Source organism: Cellulomonas sp. P2_F12 (assembly GCF_056403775.1).
Window position 1 is genome coordinate 252,729 of the sequence record NZ_JBFUEV010000002.1, and the last position, 17,673, is coordinate 270,401.

A 17,673-nucleotide genomic window follows, 5' to 3' on the forward strand; every position below is an offset into this window, starting at 1 on the left:
CTCCCCCGGTCGGCTCCTGGCCGTTCACGTCCCGTTCACCCCGAGGTCAGGAGGATCTGCCGATGACGAGAACCGTGCGGATCCTCGGCACGCACGGCGTCCCAGCCGCGTACGGCGGCTTCGAGACCGCCGCCGAGAACGTCGCGCGCCACCTCGTCGACAACGGGTGGCGCGTCGTCGTCTACTGCCAGGAACCCGGGACCGGACCGGTGCGGTACGACACGTGGGAGGGCATCGAGCGGGTGACCATCCCCGAGCCCCGCGACGGCTGGCTCGGCACGTCCCGGTTCGACCTCAAGGTGATCCGCCACGCGGGTCGGTACGGGGACCTGTGCCTGACGTTCGGCTACAACACGGCCGTGCTCAACACCTGGCACAAGCTCAAGCGCATCCCCACGGTGATCAACATGGACGGGATCGAGTGGTCCCGGGCGCGCTGGGGTCCGGTGCGGCAGGCCATCCTCTGGACCAACGAGCGGATCGGGTGCCTGGTGGGCGACGCCCTCATCGCCGACCACCCCGAGATCGCCGTGTACCTGCGCAAGCACGCCAAGGACCGCAAGATCGCCACGATCACGTACGGCGCCCCCACCGTGGTCTCCGCGCCGACCGCACCCGTCACCGACCGCGGCCTCGAGCCCGGTCGCTACCTGACGCTCATCGCGCGTCCGATCCCGGAGAACTCCATCGTCGAGCTGCTCACCGCCTTCTCCCGCCGGCCCCGCGGGTTCCGCCTCGCCGTCCTCGGCGACGTCGGCCACGACGACCCGTACCACCTGGCCATCCGGGCGGCCGCGGGCGACGAGGTCGACCTGCTCGGGCCGGTATACGACCCGGCGACGGTGACGGCGCTGCGGTTCCACAGCGCGGCCTACGTGCACGGGCACACGGTCGGCGGGACCAACCCCTCGCTGGTCGAGGCGCTGGGCGCCGGCAACGCGGTGCTCGCGCACGACAACGAGTACAACCGGTGGACCGCGGGCGACGCGGCGCTCTTCTTCACGGGGGTCGACGACGCCGACGAGGCGCTGACCCGGCTGCTCGCGGACGACGCGCTGCGGACCGAGCTGGGCGAGAACGCCCGCAAGCGGCACGCGGCGGAGTTCACGTGGGCGCACGTCGCCGGCCAGTACGAGGAGCTGCTCGAACGGCACCTGCCGGCCAAGGACCGCGCTCCGCGACAGGGGGTGGCGGCATGATCCGCGTCGGCATCGTCGGCCTCGGCAAGATGGGCCTGTCCCACCTGGCCATGTTCAACGCGCACCCCGACGTCACGCTCGCGGGCGTGTGCGACACCTCCGCGTACGTCCTGTCGGTGCTGGGCAAGAACACGGGCATGACCACGTACACCGACTACGACACGATGCTCGAGAAGGCGAACCTCGACGCGGTCGTCATCTGCACGCCGTCGGTCATGCACGGCGCCCAGGTGTCCGCCGCCCTGGACCGCGGGTTGCACGTGTTCTGCGAGAAGCCGTTCTGCCTCGACCCCGCCGAGTCCGAGGCGCTCGCCGTCCGGGCCGAGAAGCTCGGGCTGGTCACGCAGGTGGGCTACCACTACCGGTTCGTCGGGGCGTTCGAGGAGGTCCGCCGGTTGCTCGACGCCGGGGCCATCGGCACCGTCACGCATGTGCTGGCCGAGGCGTACGGGCCCGTGGTGCTCAAGCCCAAGGGCGCTACCTGGCGCAGCAAGCGGACCGAGGGCGGCGGCTGCCTCTACGACTACGCGGCGCACCCCCTCAACCTGCTGACCTGGTACTTCGGACTGCCGACGGGCGTCAGCGGGTCGGTCCTGGCCCGCGTCTTCTCCGGCGAGACCGACGACGAGGTCACCTCGACCTTGCACCTGGCCACCGGCGCCACCGCGACGCTCAGCGTGAGCTGGAGCGACGAGTCCCAGCGCAAGATGACCACCAAGCTTACCCTGTGGGGCACGCACGGCAGGATCTTCGTCGACCGCCAGGAGGTGCAGGTGTACCTGCGCGACACGGCCGAGGTTCCCCCGGGCTACGAACAGGGCTGGAACGTCCGCTACACCACCGATCTCACGGAGCCGGTCTGGTTCTACGTGCGCGGCGAGGAGTACAGCAGCCAGGTCGACGCGTTCGTGCAGCGCGTGGTGACGGGCACGACCAAGGGCGAGAACTCGTTCCGGTCGGCCGCCGACACCGACCTGGTCATCGCCGCGATCGTGGCCGACGCCGAGAAGCCGCCGACCCCGGTCGGCGGCGGGCAGCCCGTCCGCAAGGCCCCCGCCCCGCCGGCCCGCACCGGGCTGCGCCGACTGCTCCCGCAGCGGTGACGGCCATGGACCAGCTGCTGTTCGGCGACAACCAGTTCTTCGGCGTGAACCACATGTCCGAGGAGAAGGCCCGCGCCCAGGAGATCAAGTTCCAGGACCTCTCCGCGATCATGAACGTCCTCGACGCCGCGTTCGACGAGGGCGTCACCACGTTCATGTGCACCACGCACGACCGGGTCGCGCAGATCGCGGACCTGGTCCGCGCGGACCCCGCGCGCGCCGCGGCCTCGACCTTCTACCCGTGCATGCCGTACGCCCACAAGTACGCCAACGCGATGGCCGAGGACGGGATGCTCGGCGCGGTCCGGCGCTTCCTGCCCGACGAGGGGTTCCTCGACTCGGCGATGCGCGGTGGCAAGGCCCTGGCCCGCAAGGACGTCGAGAGCCTCATCACGCTGCTGGTCGACGCGGAGATGACCATGTTCCGCGGGCTGTCGACGCCGGTGATCTTCCTGCAGAACGTGGTGGTCGACCTGCTGCTGGGGCTCGGGTTCGACGACGCCTTCGCGATCTTCGCCAACCACGTGCGCAAGCGGTACGACGCGGAGCCGGGCTTCATCACGATGAACCTGCCGATGCTGCTGGACGCCCTCGAGCGGGTGGGCGTCGTGAACCCCATCGTCTGCTCGAGCATCAACAAGCTGGGCTTCCGCATGTCGGGAGGCATCGCGGAGTACGAGCGCGTGCTCGAGGAGAAGAAGTTCCGGCCGATCGCCATGTCCGTGCTCGCGTCGGGGGCCATCCCGCCGCGCGAGGCGCTCGAGTGGGTGTGCGGGCTGCCGAACGTCGAGTCGATCGTGTTCGGTGCGTCGAGCCGGGCGAACATCCGGTCGACGCGCCAGATCGTCGACGAGCTCTGGGCCGACCGGGACTGACGTGCACGTCCTCGTCGACGGCTACTGGTGGGCCGCCGGGCCCATCTCCAACCGGCAGGTCCAGCGGGAGATCATCCGGCACTGGGTCGACCTGTTCGACGACCGGGTCACGATGGTGGTGCCGCACAAGGTCCTCGGCGAGGTCGAGCCTCCCCCGGGCGTGGACCTGGTCGGCACGAGGCTGTGGCCGCACGGCGTCGCGTCGGTCGTCGACTACCCGAGGATCGCCCGCAAGGTGGGCGCCGACATCGCGGTGGTGCACAACTTCACGCCGTGGACGGGCCGCAGCGCCGTGTTCGTGCACGACGTCATGTTCCAGACGAACCCCGAGTGGTTCACCGTGCCCGAGCGCGCGTACCTGCAGCTGGTGCCGTGGACGCTGCGCCGGGCCGACGTCGTCGCGACGAGCTCGCACCACGAGGCCGAGCGCATCGCGTCGCACAACAGGGGCATCGCCCCCGTCGTCCCCATCGGCCTGGCGGTCGGCACGGAGCTGGCGACGGCGGAACCGCGGCGACCGGCCGGCGTGGACGTCGACGAGTTCGTGCTCAGCGTCGGGCGGCTCAACGTACGGAAGAACCTCGGCCGGTTGTTCACGGCCGCCGCCCGGTCCGGGGCGATCACCGCTGCGCGGCCCCTGCTGGTGGTCGGCGAGCCCGAGGGTGCCCGCGCCGACCTGGGTCCGGACGTGCGCGACGCCGTGACGTCCGGGGCCATCCGCTTCCTCGGACGGGTCGACGACGGTGAGCTCGCGTGGTTGTACAAGAACGCGGGCCTGTTCGTGTACATCTCGCTCGACGAGGGCTTCGGGCTCCCGCCGGTGGAGGCGCTCGCGTTCGGCTGCCCGGTGCTCGCCGCCGACATCCCCGTGATGCGCGAGAACCTCGGCGCGAGTGCGGCCTACGTCGACCCGCTCGACGTCGACGCCATCGCGGTCGCGCTGCAGGCGCCGCCGGTCAGCCCGGCGGCGTTCGTCGCGCCCGACTGGGCCGACGTGACGCGCCGGCTGCGCGACGCCGTCGTGTCAGCCCTTGCCCCGCAGCTCGCCCGACCAGCGCCGTAGACCGACCACCAGGAACACGACGTTGGCCAGCAGGAACAGCGTGTAGAACGGCGCGAAGACCGCGGGCAGGCCGACCAGGACGAACGCCACGCAGAGCAGCCCGTAGTCGTTCGGCAGCGTCATCAGCGAGGCCATGACGGGCGCCTTGGCGGCGATGGCCTCCGCCGAGGTCGACGTGGGCTTGCCGCCGTAGAGCCGGCGTAGCTGGTCAGTCAGCGTCATGGCGAAGAAGAAGACGGTCGACACGATGGCGAACAGCAGCGGGACCAGCAGCAAGGTGTCGCCCTCCCACGAGAACACCCGCTCGCCCGCGAACCGGAACCACGCGACGAGCACGGCCAGGTGCACGGACACGTTCTTGGCGGAGTCGACGACGTGGTCGAGCCACTCCCCGCGCGGCGAGCCGCCGCCGCGCAGCCGGGCGAGCTGCCCGTCCGCCGAGTCGAACGCGTACCCCAGCACGAGCGCCAGCGAGACGACCACACCCACCCAGAAGGCGGGCTGCGCGGTGACGAGGAACGCCAGCCCGACCACCGTCAGGCACGCGCTGATGCCCGTGACCTGGTCCGGGGTCATCCCCCGCAGGTAGGCGGCCGCGGCGATCCGCCGGCCCAGCGGGCGGTTCACCCAGCGCGAGTAGGCCGGCGCGTTGCGCGAGGCCTTCTGCGCCGCGGCGAGGCGCGCCACGATCTCCCGGTAGCTCGGTGCGGTCGTCACGTCGTCCACTTGACCCCCAGTCACGGCACCGCCGTGATCGTGTAGTTGTCGAACCGTGCCACGACCGGCGCGTTGGACGCCGACGAGGACAGGATGGCAGCCAGACCGGTGTATCCGGCAGCCTGCAGACCGGCCGTCGCGTCGGTGGCCTGCACCAGCCACGCGGCGGGCTCGGCCTGCGCCGCGTTCCACACCTTGGCGCGCAGCGTGGTGGGCGACGTGCCCACCACCTCGAAGGCAGCCGCCAGGGCAGTACCGGTGGTGTAGGTGACGCCCGTGGCCGTGACCGCGCTGGAGACGGCCGTCTCGGCGCCGCCCGCGTCGGTCCGGAACAGCCGGGCCGAGACCCCGCCGCCGGAGGACAGCGCGATCTTCAGCCGATACTCCCCCGCGCCGTCGACCAGCCGGCCGCGCACCAGCACCCACCCGCCGGAGCCGGCGGGTCGCTTGTCCAGAGAGAACGTGACCTGCTCGCGCAGGGACGCGGAGCTCGCGCCGGGCAGGGTCGCGCTGAGCACGCCCCCGGCCGCGGCGAGCGGCATCGCCCCCGTGCCCGAGCCCACCGAGGTCGCCGCGTCGGCCGTCCACGCGCCCCCGCTGTTCGCCGTCCCCCACCCGCTCGCCACGGACCGCTCGAAGGAGTCGGAGGCCAGCACGACGGGGCCGGCGGGAACGACGACGGTCACGCTGACGGTCTCCGTGTCCACGGCGCCACCGTTGTCGGTCACCGTGAGCGTGATCGGGTAGGTCCCCGAGGTCACGTACTGGTGGGTCGCCGTGACGCCCGTCGCCGTGCCGCCGTCGCCGAACGTCCACGCGTACGAGCTGATCGAGCCGCCGGGGTCGCTCGAGCCGGCGCCCGACACCTGCACGGTGGGCGACGGTGGACCGGTCACGCTGATCGCCGCCGTCGGGGGCTGGTTGGGCCCGGTGACCACGGCGCTCGCGGTCGCCGCCGACGTCGCCCCGTCGTCGTCCCGCACCGTCACGGTCACCGCGTAGGTGCCGGCCGACGCGTACGGATGGGTCGTGGTCGGTGTCGTGGTGCTCGACGTCTGCCCGTCGCCCCAGGCCCAGTCGTACCGGACGATCGTGCCGTCGGTGTCGGTCGAGGCGGAGGCGTTGGCGGAGGCCGACAGCGAGCCGCCGGTCACCGAGAGCCGCGCCACGGGAGCGAGGTTCGACGCGGTGCCCGTGGTGCCGATGCTCCGGTGCCGCTGGACGTCGGCCTGGTCCAGCTGCCGGCCGTAGACCGACACCTCGTCGATGCTGCCGACGAAGGCTGTCCCCGCGGCGCCCGGCCAGCCGGACAGGTTGTCGCCGCCGATCCGCCAGTACCCGGAGACGATCTGCCCGAACGTCACGTCCGGGTTCGTCGCGACGAGCGCGCCGTCGACCGAGAGCTCCATGCCGCGCGGGCCCGCGCTCGCGACCACCTGGTGCCAGGCGCCGTCGTTGTAGGCCGCCGGCGACGTGATCACGCGCACGGCGTTGGGGTTGACCCCGAAGCTCAGGCGGCCGTCGGCGCGCATGTAGACGTGGCGGTCGGTGGTGCTGCTGTTCCCCGTGCCCGACGTGCTGCCGAAGCCGACGATCTTGCCGCCGGCGCTGGACGTCGTCCGGAACCACGCCTCGACGGTGAAGTTCCACGGGGCGGCGACCTTCTGGGTGCTGTACACCCGCGCCGTGCTGGACCCGCTGAACGTCATGGAGCCGTTCGGGTCGCCCGCGATGGCGCCCGGCTGGTTGCGCGTGACGCCGCTGCTGCCCACCGTGGCGCTGCCGTAGGAGGTCCAGTCCGGCGCCGTCCCGCTCGCCTCACCGAGCCGCCAGTAGCCGGCCGGGTTGTCGGTCAGTACGGCCGTCGCGTACGCGCCAAGGGTGGCCGCGCTCGAGCCCGGCGTGGTGGCGGTGACCGACGGGGACGTGACCGCGTTGCCGGACGGGTCCACCGCCTGGATCTTGTAGGAGTACGACGTGCCGTCGGCCAGGCCGGTGTCCGTGAACGAGAGCCGCGGCAGGTCCCAGAACCGCGAGCCGCGGGTCACCTGGTACACCGGCGTGGTCGAGCTGCCGCGCAGCACCCGGTAGGTCAGGGCGTCGTCGTCGCGGTCCCAGTTGGCGGGCCACGAGACCTGGACCGTGCCCCGGGCCCGGGCGGCGGCGGTCGGCTGCAGCGCCGAGCCCGTGAGCACGGGCCCTTGCTTGTGGGGCGAGATGTCGGCGGTCGCGAACCGGACGATGCCCTGCTGGTTCACGCCGTTGACCTGCAGGAACTCGCCGCCGTACACGACGTACTTCCCGCTGCCGGTCACGTTCCAGGTGGCCTGGCCGGTCCCGGTGTAGGTGCCCGGCTTGAACACCGGCCAGAACGTGCGCTGCGACGTCGCGGGCAGCCCGTCCAGGTTCTTGTAGACGCCCTGGACGTTCGGTTGGATCTTGCCCGTCCGGGTCTTCGAGAACGCGACGCCGTACTGGTGCCGCCGCGGGCTGATCTCGGGGTAGCCGCCGAAGTTCGAGCACATGTGGGGGTGCCCGGCGATGTAGACGTGGTCCTTGCCGGGGTTCGGGTACACCGAGTAGGTGTCGCCGTGGCAGTCCTCGACCCACGCCAGGTCGGCCGTGACCGGGTCCGCCGCGAACATGCCCTCGAGGTTGGTGTCGCTGGTGTCGTCGGTCAGCAGGCCGAAGCTGGTGCCGTAGACCAGGTTGCCGTCCGTCGCCAGGCTCAGGATGCCCGCGGAGTAGCCCCACGCGTAGATCTCGGGGTTCACCGTCCAGGCCGTCGTCGCGCCGTTGGACGTGGCCGCCGCGCCGATGCCCTGCCGGGCGACGCCGTTGATCTTGTCGAACCGACCGCCGATGTAGAGCTGGCTGCCGTTCGGGCTCAGGGCGATCGCGTCCACCTGCCGGGGCTGGACCGAGACGCGCCACGTGGTGATGGCCCCCGTTGCCGCGTTGAACGCCGCCACGCGGGGCCGGTCCTGGCCTGCGACGGTGTTGAAGTTGCCGCCGACGTACACCGTCGAGGCCGTCGCGACGATGGAGCGCACGGCGGCGTTCGCCCCGCCGCTGAACGCGGTGACCAGCGCACCCGTGCTCGCGGTGAGCGCGGCGAAGCGGTTGCGCGCCACGTTGTTGACTCGGGTGAAGTCACCGCCGACGTAGATGCGGGTGCCGTCCGGCGACGCGGCGATCGCGTAGGCGGGCGCGTCCAGGGTCGGCGCCCACGACGTGATCAGCGCGCCGGTGGTGAGGTTGTACGCCAGCAGGTTGGCGCGGGGTGTCGTCGAGACCCCCGCCGCGGCGCCCGCGGGCCGGGCCGTGGAGAAGTCACCGGCGACGTAGACCGTGGTCCCGACGACGACCTGCGACCACACCACGCCGTTGATCTGCACGGTCGGCAGCGGGTCCGCCGTCACCGTGGGGTCCTGGACCGGGCCGGCGGCCGTCGCGGCGGTCGGCATGCTCACCAGGCCGACCACCACGAGCGCCGCGGCAGAGACGATCGCGGCGCGACGCCACCCGACCCGCTGCGCTGATCGCATCGTTCCCCCCTCCGTCACGGCGCCGTGCGTGCCGTGACGCCGTCGACGGTCACGGCACGGCCGTGACCCTGTAGTTGTCGATGCGTGCCACGACGGGCGCGTTGGTCGCTGTCGAGGACAGGATCAGCGCGAGGCCCGTGTGGCCCGGGACCTGCAGACCGGCCGTGGCGTCGGTCGCCTGCACCAGCCAGGCGGCCGGCTCGGCCGAGGCCGCGTTCCACACCTTGACGCGCACGGTGGTCGGCGCGGTGCCCACCACCTCGAGCGCCGTCGCCAGCACCGTGCCGGTGTTGTAGGACACCCCCGTGGCCGTGACGGCGCTGGAGATCGCGGTCTCCGTGCCCGCCGCGTCCGTCCGGTACAGCCGCGCCGAGACGCCGCCGCCCGAGGAGAGGGCGATCTTCAGGCGGTAGTCGCCGACGCCGTCGACGATCCGCCCGCGGCCGAGCAGCCACCCGCCCGACCCGGCGGGACGCTTGTCCAGCGAGAAGGTCAGCTGCTGCCGCAGCGACGTGCTGGTGACGCCCGGCAGTCGGGCGCTGACCACGTTGCCCGCCGCGGCCGCACGCAGCGACCCGCCGCCGGTGCCGACGCTCGTCGCGCCGGCCGTCGTGGTCCAGGCGCCCCCGGAGTCGGCCGTGCCCCAGCCGTCGGCGACCGTCCGCTCGAACGTGTCCGCCGCGAGCACCACCGGTCCCGGCGGGGCGACGACGTCGACGCTCTGGATCTCCGTGTCCGTGCCGCCGCGGTTGTCCGTCACCGTGAGGGTGATCGGGTACGTGCCGGTGGCGAGGTACTGGTGGTTGGCCGTGATGCCGGTGGCCGTGCCGCCGTCACCGAACGTCCACGCGTACGAGCTGATGCTCCCGTCCGAGTCCGTCGAGCTCGCGCCCGACACCTGCACCGCGAGCGCGGGCGGACCGGTGACCGAGATCCCTGCCGTCGGGAGCACGTTCGCGGGAGTGACGACGGCCGAGCCGGAGGCCGACGCCGTCGCGCCGCCGTCGTCGGTCACCGTGACCGAGACCGGGTAGGTGCCGGCGACCGCGTACGGGTGCGTCGTCGTGGCGGTCGCCGTCGTCGTGGTCTCGCCGTCGCCCCAGCTCCAGTCGTACTGGAGGATCGCGCCGTCGAGGTCGGAGGAGCCCGACGCGTCCGCGGACGCGGTCAGCTCGCCGCCGGTGACCGTCAGCTGCGCGAGGGGCGGCAGGTTGGTCGCCGAGCCCGTCGTGCCGAGGCTGAGGTGCCGCAGCACGTCGAGCTGGTCGAGCTGCCGGCCGTAGACCGAGACCTCGTCGATGCTGCCCTCGAACGTCGTCCCGGCCGCGTCGGGCCAGCCGGTGAGGCTGTCGCCGCCGATCCGCCAGTAGCCGCTCGCCGGCTGCGAGAACGTCACGTCCGGGTCCGTGGCGACGAGGTTGCCGTCCACGTACAGCTCCATGCCGCGGATCCCGACGCTGGCGACCACCTGGTGCCAGGCGTCGTCGTTGTAGGCGCCCGGCGAGGTGATGGTGCGGAACGCGTTCGGGTAGACGCCGAACGTCAGCCGCCCGTCGGCACCCATGTAGACGTGCCGGTCGGCGGTGCCGCTGTCGGCCGTGCCCGAGGTCGAGCCGAAGCCGACGATCTTGCCGCCGGCCGTCGACGCGGTCTTGAACCACGCCTCCACCGAGAACCGGATCGGGCCGGCCACCCGGCGGGTGCTGTACACCCGGGACGTGCTGGAGCCGTCGAACGTCATCGCGGCGTTGGCGTCCCCGAACAGGGCACCGGCCTGGCCGCGCTGCACGCCGCCGCCCACGGTCGCCGCCGCGTACGAGGTCCAGTCCTGGGCGCTGCCGCTGGTCTCGCTCAGGCGCCAGTAGCCTCCGGGGCTGTCGTTCATGACGCCGGTCGCGTACGCGCCGAGCGTCGCCGACGAGGCACCCGCCGTGGTCACCGTGACGGACGGCGACGTGACCGAGTTGCCGCCCGAGTCCACGGCCACCACCCGGTACGTGTACGACGTGCTGTTGGCCAGCCCCGTGTCGGTGAAGGAGAACCGGGGCAGGTCCCAGAACCGGGAGTCGCGGTCCACCTGGTAGACCACCGAGCTGCCGCGCAGCACCTGGTACCGCAGCGTCGTGTCGTCGCGGTCCCAGTTGGCCGGCCACGACACCTGCACGGTGCCGCGGGCGTTCGACGCCGCGGTGGGCTGCAGCGCGGTGCCCGAGAGCGACGGTCCGATCTTGTCGGGGGCGACGTCCGGCGTCGCGAAGCGGACGAGGCCCTGCTGCGCGGTGCCGTTGACGGCGAGGAACTCACCGCCGTAGACGACGTACTTGCCGCTGCCGGTGACGTTCCACGTGGCCTGGCCCAGGCCCGTGAAGGTGCCGCGGGTGAACGTCGGCCAGAAGGTGCGCTGCTCGGGGGCGTTCTGGCCCTCCAGCGAGTAGTAGCCCGCCTGCGAGTTGGGCTGCACCTTGCCGTGCGCGGCCTTGGAGAAGGCGACCGCGTACTGGTGGCGGCGCGGGTTGATCTCCGGGTAGCCGCCGAAGTTGCCGCAGTTGTGCGGATGACCGGCCAGGTACACGTGGTCCTTGCCGGGGTTCGCGTACACCGAGTAGGAGTCGCCGTGGCAGTCGTCCACCCATGCCAGGTCGGCGGTCACGGAGTCCGCCGCGAACATGCCCTCGAGGTTGCCCTCGCTGTCCGGGCTGGTGATCAGTCCGAAGCCCGTCCCGTAGACCAGGTTGCCGTCGGTCGCGAGGCTCTCGATTCCGGCCGAGTACCCGTACACGAAGATCTCCGGGTTCACGGTCCACGACGTCGTCGCGCCGTTGGAGGTCGCGGCAGCACCGATGCCCTGCCGCGCGACGCCGTTGATCTGGTCGAACCGGCCGCCGATGTACAGCTGCGACCCGTTGGGGGCCAGCGCGATCGCGTCCACCTGCCGGGGCTGGACGGAGACGCGCCAGGTCGTGATGGCGCCCGTCGCCGCGTTGAACTGCGCGACGCGCGGCCGCGACTGGCCGGCGACGGTGTTGAAGTTGCCGGCGATGTAGACCATCGACGCGGTCGCGACGATCGAGCGCACGGCCGCGTTGGCGCCGCCGGTCCACGAGGTGATCAGCGCACCCGTGGTGGCGTTGAGCACCGCGAACCGGTTGCGCGCCACGTTGTTGATGTGCGTGAAGTCGCCCCCGACATAGATGCGCGTCCCGTCGGGGGACGCAGCGATCGAGTACGCGGGGCCGTCCAGCGTCGGCGCCCAGGTGGTGATCAGCTCACCGGTGGTCAGGTTGTAGGCGAGCAGGTTGGCGCGCGGCGTGGTCGAGACCCCGTCGGCGGCGCCCGCGGGGCGCGCGGTGCTGAACTCACCGGCCACGTACACCGTGTTGCCGGAGACCACCTGCGCCCAGGCGACACCGTTGATCTGCACGGTCGGCAGGGGGTCCGCGGTCACCGTCGGGTCCTGCGCCACCGGCCCGGCGGCCGTCGCGGCGGTCGGCAGTGTCACCAGACCGACCACCACGAGGGCCGCGGACGCGGCGATCCCGACGGCACGACGCCACAGCCGCTGTGCTGCTCGCATCGATCTCTCCCCTGTCTGGCGGCGCGCTCCCGCGCGCCGCCGTCGCGTTACTGGACGGGTGTCACGCTGTAGTTGTCGAACCGCACCGTGACCGGCACGTTCGTCGCGGTGCTGGAGAGGATCGCGGCCAGCCCGGTGTAGCCGGGTGCCTGGAGTGCGGCCGTCGTGTCGGTCACCGAGGTGAGCCACGCGGTCGGTTCGGTGCCCGTGGCCGGCCAGACCTTGGCCCGGACGGTCGTGGGGTTGGTCCCCACCACCTCGAGCGCGGCCGTGAGCTGCGTGCCGGCGTTGTAGGTCACGCCCGTCACGGTCATCGAGTTGCCGATGGCCGTCTCGGTGCCCGCCGCGTTCGTGCGGTACAGCCGCGCCGAGACGCCGCCGCCCGAGGACAGGGCGACCTTGAGGCGGTAGTCGCCGACGCCGTCGATCACCCGACCACGCAGCAGCACCCAGCCACCGGACCCCGCCACCCGCTTGTCCAGCGAGAACGTGACCGTCTGGCGGTGCGACGAGCTCGCCGCACCGGGCAGCCGGGCGCTCGCCGTGCCACCGGCGGCGGCCAGCGTCATGACGCCCGTCCCCGCGCCGACGCTCGTCGCGCTCGCCGTGGAGATCCAGTCGCCACCCTTGTCGGCCGTCCCGAACGCACCGGACACGGTCCGCTCGAACGTGTCGGTCGCCAGCGGCGGGGGCGGCGGCGGCAGGTGCACCGTCGGCGCGTCGCCGGGAGCGCCACCCCAGAAGGCCAGCGACGCCGCACCGACGTCGGTGTTGTCGAGGTACGACCCGCGCACCGGGTCGGAGCCGGTGGCCTTGGCAGCCAGCGACGCCGAGCCTGCGCCCATCGCGTAGAACGGCACCAGCTGGTTGGAGTGGTTGACCGTGTTCCACTGGACCGCCGGCAGGGTGCCCGCGGTGCCGACGATCGGGTTGCGGACCGGGTTGGACCCCGGACCCCACAGGTACCCGGTCTCGTGGTCGGCCGTGACGATGACCAGGGTCTCGTCCCAGCTCGAGTTGGCCTCGACCCAGTCGACGACGGCCTGGACCGTGTCGTTGAAGTCGACCTGCTCCTCGACCACGCCCGCCGTGTTGTTCGAGTGCGCCGCCGTGTCGATGGCGCCGCCCTCGATCATCGCGAAGAACCCGTCGGGGTCGGCGTTGTTCAGCACGTTGAGCGCGGCCTTGCTCATGGTCGCCAGGCTCGGCACGTCCGCGTTGCGCGGCGTGCTGAAGGGAACGCTGTTCGGGTCGAGCGCCGAGCGCCCCTCCTGCAGCGTGGAGAACGCGTGCGGGACACCGAAGACGTGGTCCGGGGTGGCGCCCGTGGCGAGCGCCTCGAACTGCGCCGAGGTGTCGACGAACGTGTACGGCGTCTGCCCGGTGGTGATCTTGTCCCACGTCGGCTGGCTGATGTACGAGTAGTCGGGCGTCGCACGCAGCTGGGCGTCGTTGTCGTAGAGCGGGTTGCCGGCACCGAAGATGACGTTGGCGTTGGACGCCACCATCTCGTCGGCGATGGCCGTGTAGTTGTTCCGGTCCTCGTCGTGGGCGAGGTAGCCGGCGGGCGTCGCGTCCGACAGGTACTTCGTCGTCACCACACCCGTCGCCTTGCCGACGTCCTGGGCCAGCTCCGCGATGCTGCGGATGTCCTTGCCCGTCGCGTCCCGCCCGATGACCGCGTTGTTGGTCTTGAGGCCGGAGGAGAGCGCCGTGGCCGAGGCCGCGGAGTCGGTCGGGCCGGTCAGCGGCTGCGTGAACGACGACCAGGCACCGGACGGGCTGTAGGAGCCGCCCGCCGGGAAGTTCGACATCGCCGACTGCACCGAGAAGTACTGGTACGGCTGCGTGGCGCCCTGGCCGCCGATCTTGGTCAGGTTCGGGCCGTTGGTGATCTTCTGCTGGTACAGCGTCTTGCCGGACTGGAACACGCTGCCCAGGTCGACGGTGTTGAAGCCCATGCCGTCACCGATGAGCGTGATGATGTTCTTCGGTGTGCCCGTCTGCACGGCGGGCAGGGTCGGCGCCGGGTCGTCCGGCGGGATCTGGGTCTCGGGCGGCGCCGCGGTGCCGACGGACAGCACCGAGTAGTCGTCGGTGCGGAACGTGATCGGCACGTTGGTCGCGGAGCTGGACAGCAGGTACGCCAGACCGGTGTGCCCGGCCTCCTGCAGCCCGGCCGTCGAGTCCGTCGTCGTGAGCTGCCAGTCGGTCGGCTCGGTGCCGATCCAGATCTTCGCGCTCAGGGTCGTCGGCGTGCCGCCGCTGACCTTCAGGGCCGTCTTGATGACGGAGCCCGCCGAGTACGTGAAGCCGGTCAGCGTGGTGGCCGTCGTCAGGACGGTCTCCGTGCCGGCGGCGTTGGTCCGCACGAACTGGCCGGTGGCCGTGCCGTTGGACTTGAGGTTCACCTTGAGGCGGTACTCGCCCGAGGTCGTGACCCGCCCGCGGGACAGGATCCAGGCGCCCGAGCCGACCGGCCGCTTGTCGACGAGCGTCGAGAAGCGCGTGACCAGGTCGGTACCGGTGACGGCCGTGAGGCGCGCGCTGAACGACCCGCTCGCGGCCGCGATGGCCGACACGCCCTGCGTGCCGTTCACCGAGCCCGCGCCGGCCGTCGCGGTCCACGCGCCACCGGAGTCCGCCGTGCCCCAGCCGGGCGAGACGGTCCGCGTGAACGTGTCGTTCGCGATGAGGACGTCGACCACCGGCGCGATGATCGTCAGCGGCGCCGTCGTCGTGGTGGCCACGCCGTCGTCGTCGGTGACCGTCAGCGAGACGGTGTAGATGCCGCTGCCGCCATAGGCGTGCGAGACGGTCGCGCCGGTGCCGCTGGTGCCGTCACCGAAGTTCCACTGGTAGGAGACGATCGTGCCGTCCGGGTCGCTCGAGCCCGTGCCGACCAGCAGGCCGGTCAGCCCGGTGGAGCTCGACGTGATGACGGGCGTCGGACCGACGTTCGGGTTGGCGATCACCACCTGGTGGACCAGGGACGTCGTCCCTCCGTCGTCGTCGGTGATGGTCAGCGTGACGGGGTACGTCCCGCCGGTCGCGTAGGTGTGCCCCGACGTGACGCCCGTGCTCGTGCCGCCGTCGCCCCAGTTCCAGGCGTACGACGCCACGGTCCCGTCGAGGTCGGAGGAGGCCGACGCGTCCGAGGTCGCGGCGAGCTCACCGCCTGTGACCTGGAACTTCGCGATGGGCGGCAGGTTGGGCACCACGCCGGTAGCGCCGAGCCCGCGGTGCCGGACCACGTCGACCAGGTCGAGCTGGCGGCCGTAGACCGAGACGTCGTCGATGGTGCCCGTGAAGGACGTGGCGCCCGCGTTCGGCCACCCGCCGAGGTTGTCGCCACCGATCCGCCAGTACCCGTCGTAGGCCTGGGCGAACGTGACGTTCGGGTCGTTGGCCACCAGCGAGCCGTCGACGTACAGCTCCATGCCGCGGTCGCCGACGCTCGCCATGACCTGGTGCCAGGCGCCGTCGTTGTACGCCGCGGGGGACGTGACGAGCCGGACCGCGTTGGGGTAGACGCCGAAGTTCAGTCGCCCGTCCGTGCCCATGTAGACGTGCCGGTCGTAGCTGCTGCTGTCGCCCGTGCCGGAGGTCGCGCCGAAGCCGACGATCTTGCCGCCGGCGGTGGACGTCGTCTTGAACCACGCCTCGACCGTGAAGTGCATCGGGCCGGGCACCTTGACCTGGCTGTACACCCGGGAGCTGGCCGCGCCGGTGAACGCCATGGCGCGGTTGCTGTCGCCGAAGATCGCACCGGTCTGGTTGCGCGTGACCTGGTTGCCGACGGTCGAGCTGCTGTACGCCGCCCAGTCGAGGGCCGCGCCGGTCGACTCACCGAGCCGCCAGAAGCCTGCCGGGTTGTCCGCCAGCACCGCCGCCGTGTAGGCGCCCAAGCTCCCGGCCGTCGCGTTCGTCGTCGAGATCGTGACGTTCGGCGACGTCACGGCGTTGCCGCTGGAGTCGACCGTCACCACCTTGTACGTGTACGACGTGCTGTTGGCCAGACCTGTGTCGGTGAAGGAGAGCCGGGACATGTCCCAGAACCGCGACGGGCGCGTGGTCGAGTAGACCGGGGTCGCGCCGTTGTTGCGGAACACCTGGTACGTCAGCTCGCCGTTGTCCTTGTCCCAGTTGGACGGCCACGAGACCTGCACCGTGCCGGTGGCGCGGGCGGCCGCCGTGGGCTGGAGCGCCGAGCCGGTCAGCTGCGGGCCCTGCTTGTCGGGGGCGACGTCAGGCGTCGCGAACCGCACGAGGCCCTGCTGCGCCACGCCGTTGACGGTGAGGAACTCACCGCCGTACACGACGTACTTGCCGCCGCCGTTGACGCTCCACGTCGCCTGGCCGAGCCCGGTGAAGGTGCCGGGCGTGAACGTGGGCCAGAAGGTGCGCTGCTCCGGGGCGGGGAAGCCCGCCATGTCGAAGTAGCCACCCTGCGAGTTCGGCTGGATCTGGCCGACCGCGGTCTTGGTGTACGCGACGGCGTACTGGTGCCGCCGCGGGTTGATCTCGGGGTACCCACCGAAGTTGGAGCACATGTGCGGGTGCCCGGCGATGTACACGTGGTCCTTGCCGGGGTTGGCGTACACCGAGTACGTGTCGCCGTGGCAGTCCTCGAGCCACGCGACGTCGGCCGTCACCGGGTCCGCCGCGAACATGCCCTCGAGGTTCGTGTTGCTGTCGGGGTCGGTGAGGAACCCGAACCCGGTGCCGTAGATGAGGTTGCCGTCGGTGGCCAGGCTCATGATCCCGGCCGAGTACCCGTACGCGAAGATCTCGGGGTTCACGGTCCACGTCGAGATGGCGCCGCTGGACGTCGACACCGCGCCGATGCCCTGGCGGGCGACGCCGTTGATCATGTCGAACCGGCCGCCGATGTACAGCGTCGAGCCGTCCGGGCTGAGCAGGATCGAGTCGACCTGGCGGGGCTGCACCGACACGCGCCACGTCTTGAGCGCGGCGGTCGTGGCGTCGAACGCCGCGACGCGGGGCCGCGACTGACCGGCGACCGTGTTGAAGTTGCCGGCGATGTAGACGGTGGTCGGGGTGGCCACGATCCCACGGACGGCAGCGTTCGCCCCGCCGGTGAACGCTGTCACGACCGCGCCCGTCGTCGCGTTCAGCACCGCGAAGCGGTTGCGCGCCGAGGTGTTGACCTGCGTGAAGTCGCCGCCGACGTAGATGCGCGTCCCGTCGGGGGATGCCGCGATCGAGTACGCGGGGCCGTTGACCGTGGGTGCCCAGGTGGTGTTGAGCTCACCGGTGGTGAGGTCGTACGCCAGGAGGTTCGACCGCGGCGTGGTGTCCGTGCCGACCGGGGAGCCGGCGGGCCGCGCCGTGGTGAACTCGCCCGCGACGTACACGGTGTTGCCGACGACGACCTGCGCCCAGGCGACACCGTCGATCTGCACCGTGGGCAGGGCGTCCGCCGTCACCGTGGGGTCGACCGAGCCGGTGCCCGAGGGCAGCGGGTCGTCGGCCCAGGCGGGCGCACCGAGCCCGAACAGGACGAGAGCGGCGGAGACCGCCGCTGCGACGAGTGCGCGCACCGAGCGAGTGGCGTGGCGGGGTTGCGACAT

At 71.8% G+C, this 17,673-nt stretch carries 8 protein-coding genes; 4 read left to right on the forward strand and 4 right to left on the reverse strand.

The annotated features are described in order from the left end of the window. The first annotated feature begins 62 nt into the window (after window positions 1–62). From AC1DWH_RS06005 to AC1DWH_RS06020, 4 genes are read left to right on the forward strand one after another with little or no spacing between them, the layout of a single operon-like run. Window positions 63–1,199 (forward strand): DUF1972 domain-containing protein, encoded by a 1,137-nt coding sequence (locus AC1DWH_RS06005; protein WP_477092907.1) that lies wholly within the window; start codon window positions 63–65, stop codon window positions 1,197–1,199. Further along, on the forward strand, window positions 1,196–2,302 hold the full coding sequence (locus tag AC1DWH_RS06010; protein ID WP_456847162.1) for a Gfo/Idh/MocA family protein: 1,107 nt from the start codon (window positions 1,196–1,198) through the stop codon (window positions 2,300–2,302). The genes AC1DWH_RS06005 and AC1DWH_RS06010 overlap by 4 nt, the downstream gene beginning before the upstream one ends. Window positions 2,303–2,307: 5 nt before the next feature. Next, entirely contained in the window at window positions 2,308–3,177 is an 870-nt protein-coding gene (locus AC1DWH_RS06015; protein WP_456847161.1) for a hypothetical protein, read from the forward strand. Between the two features lies 1 nt (window position 3,178). Then, the gene (locus AC1DWH_RS06020) at window positions 3,179–4,240 is read left to right on the forward strand and encodes a glycosyltransferase family 4 protein (protein ID WP_477092908.1); all 1,062 of its coding nucleotides are present in this window, start codon (window positions 3,179–3,181) and stop codon (window positions 4,238–4,240) included. Here the strand turns inward: AC1DWH_RS06020 and AC1DWH_RS06025 are convergent. From AC1DWH_RS06025 to AC1DWH_RS06040, 4 genes are read right to left on the reverse strand one after another with little or no spacing between them, the layout of a single operon-like run. Next, window positions 4,202–4,957, reverse strand: coding sequence for a CDP-alcohol phosphatidyltransferase family protein (locus tag AC1DWH_RS06025; protein WP_456847159.1), 756 nt, complete (start codon window positions 4,955–4,957; stop codon window positions 4,202–4,204). The genes AC1DWH_RS06020 and AC1DWH_RS06025 overlap by 39 nt on opposite strands. 20 nt (window positions 4,958–4,977) lie before the next feature. Further along, window positions 4,978–8,505: a PKD domain-containing protein gene (locus AC1DWH_RS06030; RefSeq protein WP_477092909.1), complete on the reverse strand. Its 3,528-nt coding sequence runs from the start codon at window positions 8,503–8,505 to the stop codon at window positions 4,978–4,980. Between the two features lie 49 nt (window positions 8,506–8,554). Further along, on the reverse strand, window positions 8,555–12,079 hold the full coding sequence (locus AC1DWH_RS06035; RefSeq protein WP_477092910.1) for a PKD domain-containing protein: 3,525 nt from the start codon (window positions 12,077–12,079) through the stop codon (window positions 8,555–8,557). A gap of 47 nt (window positions 12,080–12,126) precedes the next feature. Next, a complete protein-coding gene (locus tag AC1DWH_RS06040; protein WP_477092911.1) occupies window positions 12,127–17,673 on the reverse strand; it encodes an alkaline phosphatase in 5,547 nt (1,848 codons plus the stop codon).

Bases quoted from the DNA above. Each gene is read 5' to 3' on its own strand.
- AC1DWH_RS06005 (WP_477092907.1), top strand. From the start codon at position 63: ATGACGAGAACCGTGCGGATCCTCGGCACGCACGGCGTCCCAGCCGCG.
- AC1DWH_RS06010 (WP_456847162.1), top strand. From the start codon at position 1,196: ATGATCCGCGTCGGCATCGTCGGCCTCGGCAAGATGGGCCTGTCCCAC.
- AC1DWH_RS06015 (WP_456847161.1), top strand. From the start codon at position 2,308: ATGGACCAGCTGCTGTTCGGCGACAACCAGTTCTTCGGCGTGAACCAC.
- AC1DWH_RS06030 (WP_477092909.1), bottom strand. From the start codon at position 8,505: ATGCGATCAGCGCAGCGGGTCGGGTGGCGTCGCGCCGCGATCGTCTCT.
- AC1DWH_RS06035 (WP_477092910.1), bottom strand. From the start codon at position 12,079: ATGCGAGCAGCACAGCGGCTGTGGCGTCGTGCCGTCGGGATCGCCGCG.
- AC1DWH_RS06040 (WP_477092911.1), bottom strand. From the start codon at position 17,673: ATGTCGCAACCCCGCCACGCCACTCGCTCGGTGCGCGCACTCGTCGCA.